At 74.8% G+C, this 14,502-nt stretch carries 10 protein-coding genes; 4 read left to right on the plus strand and 6 right to left on the minus strand.

Going from position 1 to position 14,502, the window contains the following annotated elements; genetic code table 11:
* Positions 1 to 98: 98 nt before the first annotated feature.
* Together gltB and WCD41_RS12540 are read left to right on the plus strand one after the other, a co-directional pair.
* A complete protein-coding gene (gene gltB / locus WCD41_RS12535; protein WP_337713757.1) occupies positions 99 to 4,685 on the plus strand; it encodes a glutamate synthase large subunit in 4,587 nt (1,528 codons plus the stop codon).
* Positions 4,678 to 6,192 (plus strand): glutamate synthase subunit beta, encoded by a 1,515-nt coding sequence (locus WCD41_RS12540; protein ID WP_337713758.1) that lies wholly within the window; start codon positions 4,678 to 4,680, stop codon positions 6,190 to 6,192. The genes gltB and WCD41_RS12540 overlap by 8 nt, the downstream gene beginning before the upstream one ends.
* Positions 6,193 to 6,250: 58 nt before the next feature.
* On the opposite strand, the gene WCD41_RS12545 is transcribed toward WCD41_RS12540, so the two are convergent.
* Together WCD41_RS12545 and WCD41_RS12550 are read right to left on the minus strand one after the other, a co-directional pair.
* Positions 6,251 to 6,637 (minus strand): nuclear transport factor 2 family protein, encoded by a 387-nt coding sequence (locus WCD41_RS12545; protein ID WP_337713759.1) that lies wholly within the window; start codon positions 6,635 to 6,637, stop codon positions 6,251 to 6,253.
* Between the two features lie 58 nt (positions 6,638 to 6,695).
* On the minus strand, positions 6,696 to 7,511 hold the full coding sequence (locus tag WCD41_RS12550; RefSeq protein WP_337713760.1) for a peptidylprolyl isomerase: 816 nt from the start codon (positions 7,509 to 7,511) through the stop codon (positions 6,696 to 6,698).
* 92 nt (positions 7,512 to 7,603) lie between these two features.
* Between WCD41_RS12550 and WCD41_RS12555 the strand changes: the two genes are divergently transcribed.
* The gene (locus WCD41_RS12555; RefSeq protein WP_337713761.1) at positions 7,604 to 8,296 is read left to right on the plus strand and encodes an MBL fold metallo-hydrolase; all 693 of its coding nucleotides are present in this window, start codon (positions 7,604 to 7,606) and stop codon (positions 8,294 to 8,296) included.
* Entirely contained in the window at positions 8,293 to 9,567 is a 1,275-nt protein-coding gene (hisS, locus tag WCD41_RS12560; RefSeq protein WP_337713762.1) for a histidine--tRNA ligase, read from the plus strand. The genes WCD41_RS12555 and hisS overlap by 4 nt, the downstream gene beginning before the upstream one ends.
* A gap of 14 nt (positions 9,568 to 9,581) precedes the next feature.
* On the opposite strand, the gene WCD41_RS12565 is transcribed toward hisS, so the two are convergent.
* From WCD41_RS12565 to WCD41_RS12580, 4 genes are all read right to left on the minus strand, one after another.
* Positions 9,582 to 9,986, minus strand: coding sequence for a DoxX family protein (locus WCD41_RS12565; protein ID WP_337713763.1), 405 nt, complete (start codon positions 9,984 to 9,986; stop codon positions 9,582 to 9,584).
* Between the two features lie 70 nt (positions 9,987 to 10,056).
* Entirely contained in the window at positions 10,057 to 10,821 is a 765-nt protein-coding gene (locus tag WCD41_RS12570; protein ID WP_337713764.1) for a maleylpyruvate isomerase family mycothiol-dependent enzyme, read from the minus strand.
* The gene (locus WCD41_RS12575; protein ID WP_337713765.1) at positions 10,821 to 11,549 is read right to left on the minus strand and encodes an oxygen-binding di-iron domain-containing protein; all 729 of its coding nucleotides are present in this window, start codon (positions 11,547 to 11,549) and stop codon (positions 10,821 to 10,823) included. The genes WCD41_RS12570 and WCD41_RS12575 overlap by 1 nt, the downstream gene beginning before the upstream one ends.
* A 66-nt stretch (positions 11,550 to 11,615) precedes the next feature.
* A complete protein-coding gene (locus tag WCD41_RS12580) occupies positions 11,616 to 14,483 on the minus strand; it encodes an AAA family ATPase (RefSeq protein WP_337713766.1) in 2,868 nt (955 codons plus the stop codon).
* Between the last annotated feature and the right edge of the window lie 19 nt (positions 14,484 to 14,502).

A 14,502-nucleotide genomic window follows, 5' to 3' on the forward strand; every position in this document is an offset into this window, starting at 1 on the left:
GGGCGCCTCCAGCACACGAGCCGCCGACCGCCGCACCCCTCCAGGGCCACCGTCGTCCCCGGGACCGATCACCCGCCGCGCGACGAGGAGGCACTGCCATGCCCGCCCATGCTCCGGGCCCGCAGGGGCTCTACGACCCCGCCTACGAGCACGACGCCTGCGGCGTCGGCGCGGTGGCCCACGTCCACGGTGAGCGCAGCCACGGCATCGTGCGCGACGCGCTCGCCGTCCTCCACAACCTCGACCACCGCGGCGGCGCGGGCAGCGAGCCGACCAGCGGCGACGGCGCCGGCATCCTGATCCAGGTCCCGGACGCCCTGGTGCGCGCGACGGTCGACGTCGCCCTGCCCGAACCGGCGCCCTCGCCCGACGGCGGCGCGCCCGTGCTCGCCTACGCCACCGGGCTGGCGTTCCTGCCCGCCGACCCCGAGGACCGGGTCAAGGCGGTCTCGCTGGTGGAGCGCCTCGCCGCCGAGGAGGGCCTCGAGGTCCTCGCCTGGCGCGACGTGCCCGTCGACCCCGACGGCGCCGACGTGGGGTCCGTGGCCCGGGGGGCGATGCCGCACTTCGCGCAGCCGGTCGTCGTCGCAGCCGACCGCTCGGTGGCGGGGATCGCCCTGGACCGCCTCGCCTGGGTCCTGCGCAAGCGCGTGGAGCACCAGTCGCAGGACGAGGGGTGCGGGGTCTACCTCGCGTCCCTCTCGAGCCGGACCATGACCTACAAGGGCATGCTCACCACCGACCAGCTGCCGCTGTTCTTCGGCGACCTGGGCGACGAGCGCCTGGTCAGCGCCATCGCGATCGTGCACAGCCGCTTCTCCACCAACACCTTCCCGAGCTGGCCGCTGGCGCACCCGTACCGCCGCCTCGCGCACAACGGGGAGATCAACACCGTCCGCGGAAACCGCAACCGCATGCGGGCCCGCGAGGCCCTGCTCGCCACCGACCTCTTCCCCGGCGACCTGCAGCGCGCCATGCCGGTGTGCCACGACGACGCGTCGGACTCGGCGAGCTTCGACGAGGTGCTCGAGCTGCTCGAGCTCGGCGGCCGTCCGCTGCCGCACGTGGTCCGGATGATGATGCCGGAGGCGTGGGAGAACCACGCCGAGATGCCCGCCGACCAGCGCGACTTCTACCGGTTCCACGCCACGATCATGGAGCCGTGGGACGGCCCGGCCGCCGTGGTGTTCACCGACGGCACGCAGATGGGCGCCACGCTCGACCGCAACGGCCTGCGCCCGGCCCGGTGGTGGCAGCTCGCCGACGACCGCGTCGTGCTGGCCAGCGAGTCCGGCGTCCTGGACGTCCCGCCCGACCAGGTGCTGGCCAAGGGCCGCCTGCGGCCGGGGCGGATGTTCCTGGTGGACACGCGGGCCGGGGAGGTCGTCGACGACGACGCGTACAAGAGCGCGCTGGCGGCGCAGGAGCCGTACGGCGAGTGGCTGCACGCCGGGCTGGTGCGCCTCGACGAGCTGCCCGCGCGCGAGCACGTGGTGCACACCCACGAGTCGGTCATGCGCCGCCAGCAGACGTTCGGCTACACCGAGGAGGAGCAGCGCATCCTGCTCGTGCCGATGGCCACCACCGGCGCGGAGCCCCTCGGCTCGATGGGCACCGACACGCCCACCGCGGCGCTCTCGGAGCGCTCACGGCTGCTCTACGACTATTTCGTCCAGCTGTTCGCCCAGGTCACCAACCCGCCGCTCGACGCGATCCGCGAGGAGCTCGTCACGTCGATGGCCCGCGCGATCGGGCCCGAGCAGAACCTCTTCCACCCGGGCCCGGCGTCGTGTCGGCAGGTCGTGCTGCCCGAGCCGGTGATCGACAACGACGAGCTGGCCAAGCTCATCCACATCGACGACGACGGCGACATGCCGGGCTTCGCGGCCACCGTCATCAGCGGCCTCTACGAGGTCGACGGCGGCGAGCAGGCCCTGCGCGACGCGCTCGACCGGGTGCGCCGCGAGGCGTCCGCGGCGATCGCCCACGGCAAGCGGATCCTCGTGCTCTCCGACCGCGACTCCGACGAGCAGTGGGCGCCGATCCCGGCGCTGCTGCTCGTGTCGGCGGTGCACCACCACCTCGTCGCCACCCGGGAACGCACCCAGGTCGCGCTCGTCGCGGAGACCGGCGACGCCCGCGAGGTCCACCACGTCGCGCTGCTGCTGGGCTACGGCGCCGCGGCAGTCAACCCGTACCTGGCCTTCGAGTCGATCGAGGACATGATCGACAACGGGTGGATGCAGGGCGTCGAGACCCCCGACGCGATCCGGCGCTACGTCGGGGCGCTGGTCAAGGGCGTCCGCAAGGTCATGTCGAAGATGGGCATCTCGACGGTGTCCGGGTACACCGCCGCGCAGGCGTTCGAGGCGCTCGGGCTCTCGCAGGACTTCGTCGACGAGTTCTTCACCGGCACCTCGTCGAAGCTGGGCGGCGGCGGCCTCGACCTCGTGGCCCGCGAGACCGGCGAGCGGCACCGCCGCGCGTACCCGGACAACCCGGGGGAGCGCAAGCACCGCAAGCTCGAGGTGGGCGGGGAGTACGCCTACCGCCGCGAGGGCGAGCTGCACCTGTTCAGCCCCGAGACGGTCTTCCTGCTGCAGCACTCCACGCGCACCAAGCAGTGGGACGTGTTCAAGCGCTACACCGCCGAGGCCGACCGGCTGATCGCGGCGGGCGGGGCGCTGCGCGGCATGTTCCGCCTGCGGACCGAGGACAGGACGCCGGTGCCGCTTGAGGAGGTCGAGCCGGCCGCGGAGATCGTCAAGCGCTTCGCCACCGGCGCGATGTCCTACGGCTCGATCTCCGCCGAGGCCCACACCGACCTCGCGATCGCCATGAACAACATCGGCGGCAAGTCGAACACCGGCGAGGGCGGGGAGGACCCGGTCCGCCTGTACGACCCGTCGAAGCGCTCGTCGATCAAGCAGGTCGCCTCGGGGCGCTTCGGCGTCACCAGCGAGTACCTGGTCAACGCCACCGACATCCAGATCAAGATGGCCCAGGGCGCCAAGCCCGGCGAGGGCGGCCAGCTGGCGGGCCAGAAGGTCTATCCCTGGATCGCGGAGGTCCGGTACTCGACGCCGGGCGTCGGCCTGATCTCGCCGCCCCCGCACCACGACATCTACTCCATCGAGGACCTCAAACAGCTCATCCACGACCTCAAGAACGCCAACGAGCACGCGCGGATCCACGTCAAGCTGGTGTCGTCGGTCGGCGTGGGCACGGTGGCCGCCGGCGTGGCCAAGGCGCACAGCGACGTCGTGCTGATCTCCGGCTACGAGGGCGGCACGGGCGCGGCGCCGCTGACCTCCCTCAAGCACGCCGGCAGCCCGTGGGAGATCGGCCTGGCCGACACCCAGCAGACGCTGATGCTCAACGGCCTGCGCGACCGGATCACCGTCCAGGTCGACGGCCAGATGAAGACCGGCCGTGACGTGATCATCGGCGCGTTGCTGGGGGCCGAGGAGTACGGCTTCTCCACCGCCCCGCTCGTGGTGAACGGCTGCATCATGATGCGCGTCTGCCACCTCGACACCTGCCCGGTCGGCGTGGCGACGCAGAACCCGGAGCTGCGCAAGCGGTACACCGGGCGGCCGGAGTTCGTCGAGAACTTCTTCTGGTTCATCGCCGAGGAGGTCCGCGAGCACCTCGCCGCGCTCGGCTTCCGCTCGCTGGACGAGGCGATCGGGCACCCCGAGCTGATCGACGGCCGCGAGGCGGTGGAGAACTGGAAGGCCCGCGGCATCGACCTGACGCCGCTGTTCACGGTGCCCGACGTGCCGACGGGCGCGCCCACCGCCCGCATCCGCACCCGGCCCCAGGACCACGGCCTCGACCGCGCGCTGGACCGCACGCTGATGGCGCTCGCGGAGGGCGCGATCGCCGGCGGCGACCCGGTGCGCCTGGAGATGCCGGTGCGCAACGTCAACCGGACCGTCGGCACCCTCACCGGCGCCGAGATCACCCGCCGGCACGGGGACGCCGGGCTGCCCGACGACAGCGTGCACGTCGCGTTCACCGGTTCGGCGGGCCAGTCGTTCGGCGCCTTCCTGCCCCCGGGCATGACGCTCGACCTCGTCGGTGACGCCAACGACTACCTCGCGAAGGGGCTCTCGGGCGGGCGGGTGATCGTCCGACCGCACCCCGACGCGCCTTTCGCGGGCGGCGTCGACGAGCAGCACGTCGTCGCCGGCAACGTCATCGCCTACGGCGCCACCGGCGGCGAGGTGTTCCTGCGCGGGCAGGTCGGCGAGCGCTTCTGCGTCCGCAACTCCGGGGCGCTCGCCGTCGTCGAGGGCACCGGGGACCACGCCTGCGAGTACATGACGGGCGGGCGCGTGGTCGTCCTCGGCGCCACCGGGCGCAACCTCGGCGCGGGCATGTCCGGCGGCATCGCCTACGTGCTCGACCTGCCGGAGGTCCGCGTCAACCCCGAGATGGTGTCGCTGCGCGCGGTCGACGATGTAGAGGCCGACTGGCTGCACGGCGTCGTCTCCCGGCACCACGAGCTCACCGGCTCGCCCCGGGCGCGCGCCCTGCTCGCCGACTGGGACGCGGCCGTCGGCCGCTTCACGACGGTCGTGCCCGACGACTACCAACGCGTCCTCGACGCGACGCAGCGCGCCCAGGCCGAGGGCCGCGACCCCAACGAGGTGATCATGGAGGTGGCGGCCGGTGGCTGACCCGCGGGGATTCCTCAAGTACGAGCGGCAGGACAACCCGAAGCGCCCGGTCGAGGAGCGCCGCGCCGACTGGCACGAGCTCTACGCTCCGCTCACCGACCCGGACGTGCGCGAGGGCACGACGGTCCAGGCCGCCCGCTGCATGGACTGCGGCATCCCGTTCTGCCACTCCGGCGGGGCGGGGTGCCCGCTGGGCAACCTCATCCCGGAGTGGAACGACCACGTCCGCCGCGGGGAGTGGGCGCGGGCGACGAACCGGCTGCACGCGACCAACAACTTCCCGGAGTTCACCGGCGCGCTGTGCCCGGCGCCCTGCGAGGCGGCGTGCGTCCTGTCGATCACGAGCCAACCCGGCCCGGTGGCGATCAAGCGCGTGGAGTGGTCGATCGCCGAGGTCGGGTGGGCCGACGGGCACGTCGAGCCGCAACCGCCCTCGAACCGCACGGGCCGGCGGGTCGCCGTGGTCGGCTCGGGTCCGGCGGGGCTCGCCGCGGCCCAGCAGCTGACCCGTGCCGGGCACGACGTCACGGTGTTCGAGCGCGACGACCGCCTCGGCGGGCTCCTGCGCTACGGCATCCCCGAGTTCAAGTTCGAGAAGTGGGAGATCGACCGGCGCCTCGAGCAGATGCGCGCCGAGGGCACGCGGTTCGTCGTGGACTGCGAGGTCGGCGGCGCGGGCCTGTCCGTCGAGCGCCTGCGGGCCGACCACGACGCCGTGGTGCTCGCCGTCGGGGCGCTCGCGGGGCGTGACGACCGCACCGTCGAGGGGCGCGATCTCGACGGCGTCCACCTCGCCATGGACTACCTCGTGCCCGCCAACCGCGAGTGCGAGGGCGACGGGCCGTCGCCGATCAACGCCCGGGGGAAGAACGTCGTGGTCATCGGCGGCGGCGACACCGGCGCCGACTGCTACGGCACCGCCACCCGGCAGGGCGCCCTCGCCGTGCACCAGCTCGACCAGTACCCGCCGCCGCCGAGGACCCGCCAGGAGTCGAGCTCGCCGTGGCCGACCTGGCCGTACGTGTTCCGCACGCCGCCGGCGCTCGAGGAGGGCGGCGAGCGCCTCTTCGCCACCGCCGTGCGCCGCTTCGTGGGCGACGACCGCGGGCACGTGCGGGCGGTCGAGCTGTCCTCGGTGGAGGTCCGCCGCGACGCCGACGGGCGCCGGGAGGTCGTGCCGACCAGCGAGGAGATCCACGAGATGCCCGCCGACCTCGTGCTGTTCTCCATCGGCTTCACGGGCCCCGACGACATGGCGCTGCTCCCGGCGCTGGGCATCGAGCGCACCCCGAAGGGGTCGATCGGCTGCGGCTCGGACTGGCAGACCGACGCGCCGGGCGTGTTCGTGTGCGGCGACGCGCACCGCGGGGCGTCGCTGATCGTCTGGGCGATCGCGGAGGGCCGCTCGGCCGCCGCCGCGGTCGACCGCTACCTCGACCCCGACGGCACGACCGACCTCCCCGCGCCCCTGCACCCCGGCGCCCTGCCCCTGTCGCCCGCCGGCTGAGCAACGAACGTGCTGTTCGCTGCTTCTAGGCGCGCAAAGTCCCCGCTCGCTCCGACGATCAGGGGCCGACGGGCGTGATGTGCGTCAGCGTGCAGCGCCAGCGCCCGTCGCCGGGGGAGCGGACGAAGACGTCGGTGGTCCACTCGTCGGCGTCGATGTCCCGGCCGCCGTACTGCGCGGTGGAGAGCGTCCGCACCGTCAGGTAGGCGACGTCGCCGTGCACCCGCACCCGGCGCTGGCCGACGCCCTCCATCCGCGTGTGCCCGAGCACGCCGGAGCGCACGACGGCCAGGAAGTCGTCGCGGGTCGTCACGCCGGTCCACGAGACGATGACCCAGTCGTCGTCCATGAACGCGGCGATCCGGTCGGGGTCGTCGGAGACGATCGCCCGTCCCCAGTCGTCGAGGAGGGCGATCAGCTCCTGCTCGACGGTGTCCGTGGTCATGGGCCGACGCTATGCCGACGGCGTCACCGGTGGCTTGGACGAATCGGAATCGCCCGCCTCAGGGCGCGGGCGGTGCCGCGACGACCGCGCGCTGGATCTGCACGGGGATGCGCGGGGCCCCGCCTCCGGCCTGGTTCGAGCCGTCGTCGCCGCCGGCGCCGATGCGGTCGAGCACCGCGAGCCCGTCGGTCGCGATCCGCCCGATCACCGAGTACTCCGGCGGCAGCGCCGAGTCGCCGTAGACGAGGAAGAACTGGCTGCCGGTCGACCCGGGCTGGCTGCTCTTCGCCATCGCGATGAGGCCGCGGGCGTAGGTCGAGGCCTGCCCCTCGGCTCCCGGGAACGGCGGCAGACCCTGCGGCGGCTCCTCCGCGTACTGGTAGCCGGGGCCGCCCGCGCCGGAGCCGGACGGGTCGCCGCACTGCAGCACCTGCAGGCTGCCGGCGCTGGTGACGAGCCGGGGGCACGGGGTGTCGTCGTAGAAGCCCTGCGACGCGAGGCTCACCACCGCGTTGACCGCGCAGGGTGCCGACGCGCGGTCGAGCGTCATGGGGATCGCGCCCTGCGAGGTCTCCAGGGTGACGTCGACGGTGCCGGTGGTCGGCGGGTTGCCGTCGGGCGGGGTGTTCGGCTTGGAGGCCGGCTCCGAGGGGTTGTAGACGCACGTCGAGGGCGCCGCCGCCTCGGGCGCGGGCTCGTCGGAGCCCGTGACGACGAAGTAGATCCCGGCCGCCACCGCGAGGACGGCGACGACCGCCACCACGGAGATCACGGTCAGTCGCTGCCGACGGCGTCGCGAGCGCTCGGCACGCCGTTCGATCTGGCGTTCCAGCTTGCGCTTGGCGTTCTTCCGGCGCTGTTCGTTCGTCGGCACGGCGGACATGGTGCCGAACCGCGCCCACCGGTCCTCGTGAGGGTCTCGACTAGGGTGGTGAGGTCGCCGATCGGGTCAGGGAGGACGAGGACGTGCTGGTCGAGGCCTTCGCGGCCGGGGTGTTCCAGACCAACTGCTATGTGGTCGCGCCCGGCCCCGGGGAGTCCGCCATCGTGGTCGACCCGGGCCAGGACGCCGAGGACGGGCTGCGCGAGGTGCTCGCGCGCCACCGGCTGACCCCTGTCGCCGTGCTGCTGACCCACGGGCACATGGACCACATGTGGTCGGTCACGCCGGTGTGCGACGGCGACGACATCCCGGCGTGGATCCACCCCGAGGACCGGCACATGCTCGCCGACCCGCTGGGCTCGGTCGGGCCGATGGGCCAGCAGATCGCCGCGATGTACCCGGGGCTCGAGTTCCGGGAGCCGCGGTCGGTGGAGGTCCTCGCCGACGGCGCCGAGCTCGACCTCGCCGGGCTGCGCCTCACCGTCGACCACACCCCGGGTCACACCCGGGGCTCGGTGGTGTTCCGCTCGGCCACGGAGGACGACCGGCCGTTCCTGCTGGCCGGCGACACGCTCTTCCAGGGCAGCATCGGGCGCACCGACCTGCCCGGCGGCTCCACCGAGGAGATGATGGCGTCGCTCCGCGACAAGATCCTGTCCCTGTCGGACGACACCGCGGTCCTGCCCGGGCACGGCCCGATGACCACGGTCGGCCAGGAGCGGTCCTCCAACCCGTTCGTCCAGGGGCTGGCGAACGCGCCCGGACGCCACCTGTGAGCGCGCAGGTCCCGCCCGGCGGCTTCAGCGCGCCCAAGGGTGTCCCCGAGTACGTCGGCCCGGAGTTCACGACGGTCCGCGACACGCTGCTGCGCGAGGCCGACCGCGCCGGCTACGCGCACATCGAGCTGCCCGTCTTCGAGGACACCGCGCTCTACGCCCGCGGTGTGGGCGAGTCGACCGACGTCGTCTCCAAGGAGATGTACTCGTTCGACGACCGCGGCGGCCGGTCGGTGACGCTGCGCCCCGAGGGCACGGCGGGCGTCGTCCGCTCGGTGATCGAGCACGGCCTCGACAAGGGCGGGCTGCCGGTCAAGCTGCGCTACCAGGGGCCGTTCTTCCGCTACGAGCGCCCGCAGGCCGGCCGGTTCCGCCAGCTCCAGCAGGTCGGGGTCGAGGCCATCGGTGTCGACGACCCGGCCCTCGACGCGGAGGTCCTCGCCGTCGCCGACGCCGGCTTCCGCGCGCTGGGCCTGCGCGGGTACCGCCTCGAGATCACGAGCCTCGGCGACGCCACGACGCGGCCGCAGTACCGCGCGGAGCTGACCCGGTTCCTCGAGAAGCTCGACCTCGACGAGGCCACCCGCGAGCGCGCCCGCATCAACCCCCTGCGGGTGCTCGACGACAAGCGCCCCGAGGTCCGCGCCCAGCTCGACGGCGCGCCCCTGATGGTCGACCACCTCTCCGACGAGGCGGCGGCGCACCACGCGGCGGTGAAGCGCTACCTCGACGACCTCGGCGTGGCCTACGTCGAGAACCCGTGGATGGTCCGCGGCCTGGACTACTACACGAAGACGACCTTCGAGTTCGTCCACGACGGCCTCGGCTCGCAGTCGGGCATCGGCGGCGGCGGGCGCTACGACGGGCTGATGGCCGAGCTCGGGGGGCAGGCGCTGTCCGGGGTCGGCTTCGGCCTGGGGGTCGACCGCGCGCTGCTCGCGTGCCGCGTCGAGGAGGCCGGTCACGACGCCGCCGGGCGCGTCGAGGTCTTCGGCGTGCCGCTCGGCGACGCGGCGAAGGAGTGCCTCGTCGGCATCGTCGGGTCCCTGCGGCGGGCGGGCATCCGCGCGGACCTGGCCTACGGCAACCGCGGGCTCAAGGGCGCGATGAAGGCCGCCGACCGCTCCGGGGCCCGGTTCGCCCTCGTGCTCGGCGACCGGGACCTCGAGGCGGGGCAGATCCAGCTCAAGGACCTCGCCGACGGCAGCCAGTCCGCCATCGCGCTCGACGGCGCGGCTGCCGCGGTCGACCGGGCGCTGCACGAGGGTTAGGCCGCGGCCCGGAGTCAGGCGGGGACGGACTCGCGCGCCGGCGCCACGGTGGTGACCAGCCGGCGCGAGACCGGGCGGGTCGCCCACGACGCGACGGCGACGGCGAGCAGGGTCGAGGTCGCCGCGAGGTGGAACCACGGGCTCCCCGACACGAGGTGGGACACGAAGGCGCCGCTGAGGTCGAAGACGATGCCGGCGTACGCCCACTCCTTGAGCCGCGCGTAGCCGGGCACCGTGATCGCGACGGCGCCGAGGAGCTTCCAGACGCCCAGGATCGTGGCGAGGTAGGCCGGGAAGCCCAGCGCCACGATCCCGGCGACGGCCCACTCCGCGCCGAGCAGGTCGGCCAGCCCGCCCGAGAGCAGGACGAACGCGGTGACGCCGGTCGAGACGCGGTAGGTGAGGGTGCGGATGTCCATGGTGGGCTCCTGAGGTCGCGGGGTCGTCGACGTGGAGACCCGCGGGAGCCCGCAGATGTGACAGGACGGGTCAGAAGGGCACCTCGGTGGCCAGCAGACCCTGCCCCTCGCCGCGGCCGGAGAGGATGCGGCAGAACTGGACCGCGTCGAGGGTGAGCTCCTCCCCGTCGGTGCCGCGGGCGAACGAGCCGCCCGCCGGACCGGTGAGGTGCAGGCGGAAGGGCCGGTCGTGGCGCCGGGCCCACTCGGCGACGACGTGGGCGACGAGGCGGCCGTCGTGCTCCGGGGTCAGCACCATCGTGCGCCCGGTGGCCCGCGCCGCGTCGACCCGGTGCATCCAGGTGTCCCGGGTGAGGATCACGTCGACCAGGTAGCCCATCCGCCACGTCTCCTGTCGTCCGTTGACCTCCTCCTTCATCGGCATCGCGCGCAGGAGCCGGACCCGACCGCGCCAGCGCGCCTGGCGCGGACCGGCGTCCTCCAGGCGCCGGACGAGCTCCGCGGTGTCGAGGTGTGCGCGCTCGTCGACCTGCAGGGCGGTGAGCCCGTCGATGAAGGGGCCGTCGCCCGCGCGCTGTCCGCCGTGCCTCATGTCGGTCATCATCCGGCGGGTCCCGGTGAAGGTCTCCGTCATGCCCAGCACGTGGCCCGCCATCGCCCGGACGTCCCAGGCGGGGCAGTCGGTCGGGTGACGCCACTCGTCGGGGCGCAGCGCGGCGAGGAAGGCCGCCATCCGGGCGGTCTCCGCGGCGGCCAGGTCCATCGCCTCGGTGCGTGTGAAGGCGGGGACGTCCTCGATCCGGACGGTGGCGCGGTCGGTGCTGTCGCGGCTCATCAGGCCACCGCCTTCTCGAGGCGCGCGGCGTAGGCGTCGGCGAGGCCGTGCAGTGCCGCGGCGCCGTCACCGGCGTAGGCGGGCCCGTGCATGAGCGCGAGGGTGCGCGGGGCGAGCTCCGCCAGACCGCGGATCGCCGGCGCCGTCCCCGCCGTGAGGGCCGTGGCGCCGAACAGCTCGTCGGCCGCGAGGGCGGGGGTGACGATGTCCGTGTCGTGGACGAGCGCCGGGCCGTCCCCTGTGCGGCTGAAGAGGTCGCCGCACAGCAGCGTGCCGGTGGTCTCGTCGTAGATCACCTGCGCCTCCCAGCCGTGGGGCACGTGGGGCGTCGCGATCGTGCGGACGACGTGGCCGCCGAGGTCGCGTCGCTCGCCGTCGTCTGCGGGGACCGGCGGGCGGTCGGCCAGGTCGTCGAGGGAGACCATGCAGCCGAGCCGGTTGAACGTCACGCGGGAGCCGGGTGCGAGGGCGAGCCACTCGTTCATCGCGCCACACTCGTCGGCCTCGACGTGACCGAAGCTGATCCACCGCAGCCGGGCGGGGTCGATGACCCGGCCCACCGCCCCCGAGACCAGCGGGAACATGCCGCGCAGACCGGTGTGGAAGAGCAGGGGCTCCTCGGCGTCGATGAGGTACTGGTTCATGGTGAATCCGTCGGGGGTGACGTCGGGCAGGCAGGTCGACAGGCGGTAGACGCCGTCGGCGATCTCGTGCACGGAGGTGTCCATGGCGTCAGCGTGCGCGCCGCGTGACCGCGGCCACATCGGGAAGGGTCCCCCAGTTAGCGGGACCGGTCACCCACCTTGCACACCGTGGCGGCGGGCCACCTCACCCAGCGCCCCCCGGTCGTGCACCCCGGTCCGCGCGAAGAGGTTGCCGAGGTGCCGTTCCACGGTGCGCGGCGACAGGTGGAGCCGGGCGCCGATCTCCGGGGTGGACAGGCCGAGCGCGACCAGCCCCAGCACGTCGGTCTCGCGGCTCGTCACCCCGAGGGCGCGCAGCGGCTCCGGGACCGCCGACGCGCCACGCCCGCGCCGGGGCACCGGCGCGCCGGCCTCGCCCATCAGCAGGCGGCAGCGTCGCGCCGTGCGCTCGAGGCCGACGGCGGCGAAGAACGCCTCGCTCTCGCGCAGCCAGGTGACCGGGTCGCCCCAGCCGTCGCGGATCGCGGCACGCGCGACGAGGAGCTGCACCCACTGCAGCAGGCCGAGCCCGCCGTCGAAGGTCCGTCCCGCCGGGCGGGCGCGCTCCATGAGGGCCGCGGCCTCGGCGGGCGCCCCCGCCCGCCCACGGGCGACGGCCTCCGCCGCGAGGTGGGCGCACCGGAAGACGTCCAGCCCGACCTGGTCGGCGACCTCGGCGAACTCCGCCCGCGCGTCGACGCCGAGGTCGTCGTCCTCGGCGGTGTGCACGAGCGCCCAGAGCGCGCGGCCGGGGAACACCGAGCGTCCCGGGTCGGCCCGGCGGACGTGGGTCATCATCGTGTCGAGGAGGCCGCGCAGGGCGTCGAGGTCGTCGACGGCGAAGGCCCGGGTGACGAGGACGCGCCCGTAGAGGTCGCCGAGGATGCGGGGGTCGGACGGGTCGGGCGCGAGCGCGTCGGCGACGGCGGCCTCCATCGCGACGTCGTCGCCGACCAGCGCGTGCGCGTTCGCGAGCCAGAGGTGGGCGACCGGCCCGGTCGCGAGCCCGTAGCGCCGGCTCGCCTCGGCGCACGAGCGGGCGGCCTCCAGGGCGTTCTCCCGGTCGAAGTCACCGAGGGCGAGGTCGGCGAGGCTGAGGTCCATGACGGCGACCGTCGTCAGGGCGCCGTACCGGGCGGCGAGCGCCCGCGTGGCCCGCAGGTCGTCCGCCTTCCAGGTGATCAGCGCGAGCTCCTGCTGCGCGCGCAGGTGCCAGGTGGCGAGCCCGGCGCGTTCCGCCACGTCCGCGGCCCGCGCCAGCCACCGCGCGGCGCGCCCGGAGCGGAACTCACGTTGCACCCGCCCGAGGACCTCCAGCGCCTCGCACTCGACCGCGGGCTGCGCGGCGTCGACGGCGGCGGCCACCGCCCGGTGGGCGAGGGCGGCGGCGTCGTCCTGCCGGCCCTGCTCGAGGGCGACGTGGGCGGCGACGGCGTCGAGCCGGGCGAGGAGCGGCGCGTGCTCCTCCTGCCTGGCCTCGTCGACCAGCCGGGCCGCCTCGTCGACCTCGCCCGCGGCGAGGGCGGCGCGCGCGAGCGTCAGCAGGAGCGCGGCGCGGCGGTCGGGGTCGCCGGGCAGGCGGGCGGCCAGGTCGGGCCCGAGGGCCAGCGCCTCCCGCGGCTTGCCGGCGGCGACGAGCACGTCGACGGCCAGCTCGTCGACGTCGACGGTGACGGCCGCGCCGCCGCGGGCCAGGCGGCGGGCGCGCCGCGCGGTCACCTCCGCGCTGGCCACGGCGCCGTCGTCGAGCGCCCGCCGGGCGCTCGTGACCAGGCGCGCCGCGGCCTCGACCGGGGCGCCGGCGGCCTCCGCGAGCTCCGACGCGAGCTCGCAGGCGGTACCCGGGAGCCCGGGGTGGGCGCGCTCGACGGTGGGCCACGCGCGCTGCGCGAGGGCGCGACGCTCCGGGGGCAGGAGATCGTCGAGGACCGCCTCGCGGGTCAGGGCGTGCCGGAACGCGAAGCCGTCGCCGTCGACGGCCACGAGCTGCCGGCCGACCGCCGCCCGCAGCCCCTCGACGACGGCGCGCCCGTCCACTTCGGCGATCCCGGGCACGAGCTCCCAGTCGAACCGCCTGCCGAGCATCGCCGCGGCGGCGACCACGCGCCGGGCGACGGGGTCGAGGTCCGCCAGCCGCCGGGCGACCGACTCCCGCAGGCTCGCCGGCACCCGCGGGGTGAGCTCGCCCGCGCTGACCCAGCCGGCGTCGGCGAAGCGCAGCTCGCCCGCCGCGACCAGGCCGGCCAGCAGCTCCTCGACCAGCAGCGGCACGCCCTCGGCATGGCGGCGCAGGAACGCCCGGACCTCGGGCGGCGGTCCGGGCGTGGCCAGGCATGCGGCGAGCATCCGGTCCACCCCGGCCTCGTCGAGGGGACCGACGGCGAGGACCGACGAGCGGTCCCGGCCGGGGAGCCGCTCGAGGATCTCGTCCACGGCGCCGCCGGGGCGGGTGGTGCCCAGGACCAGGACGGCCTCGTCGGCCAGGGCGTCGGCGAGGTGGTCGAGCACGGCGACGGTCTCGGCGTCCGCCCAGTGGAGATCCTCGAGCAGGATCACGCAGGGACCGTCCGGTCGCAGCAGGCGCACGACCGCCTCGCCCATGACGACGGGCGAGTCCTCGGCCCCGGCGGGCGCGCCGCTCCAGGGAGGGACGAGGCGGGCGACCTGGCGCCCGAACCCGTGGAGCTCCCGTGCGGTGGGTGGCGGCGCGGAGCGGAAGGCGGCGAGGAACGCCTCGGTCAGCGGGCGGTACGGGGTCGGGCTCGGGCCCGGCACCGCCCGACCCGCCAGCAGGCGCAGGCCGTCGGCGCGGGCGGCGTCGACGGTGGCGCGCGCGAGGCGGGTCTTGCCGGCGCCGGCCTCGCCGACGAGCAGGACGACGCCGCCGTGCCCGTGCCCCGCCGCGTCGAGGTGCGCGTGCAGGACCGCGGACTCGTTCTCGCGCCCGACCAGCGCCGGGCACAGCACCGAAGGCCCCATGCGATCCCCCTGGACGGGG

It is taken from the genome of Actinomycetospora aeridis (assembly GCF_037400275.1).
In the GTDB taxonomy this organism is placed as follows: Bacteria; Actinomycetota; Actinomycetes; order Mycobacteriales; family Pseudonocardiaceae; genus Actinomycetospora; species Actinomycetospora aeridis.

Bases quoted from the DNA above. Each gene is read 5' to 3' on its own strand.
- gltB (WP_337713757.1), top strand. From the start codon at position 99: ATGCCCGCCCATGCTCCGGGCCCGCAGGGGCTCTACGACCCCGCCTAC.
- WCD41_RS12545 (WP_337713759.1), bottom strand. From the start codon at position 6,637: ATGACCACGGACACCGTCGAGCAGGAGCTGATCGCCCTCCTCGACGAC.
- WCD41_RS12565 (WP_337713763.1), bottom strand. From the start codon at position 9,986: ATGGACATCCGCACCCTCACCTACCGCGTCTCGACCGGCGTCACCGCG.
- WCD41_RS12580 (WP_337713766.1), bottom strand. From the start codon at position 14,483: ATGGGGCCTTCGGTGCTGTGCCCGGCGCTGGTCGGGCGCGAGAACGAG.
- WCD41_RS12570 (WP_337713764.1), bottom strand. From the start codon at position 10,821: ATGAGCCGCGACAGCACCGACCGCGCCACCGTCCGGATCGAGGACGTC.
- WCD41_RS12575 (WP_337713765.1), bottom strand. From the start codon at position 11,549: ATGGACACCTCCGTGCACGAGATCGCCGACGGCGTCTACCGCCTGTCG.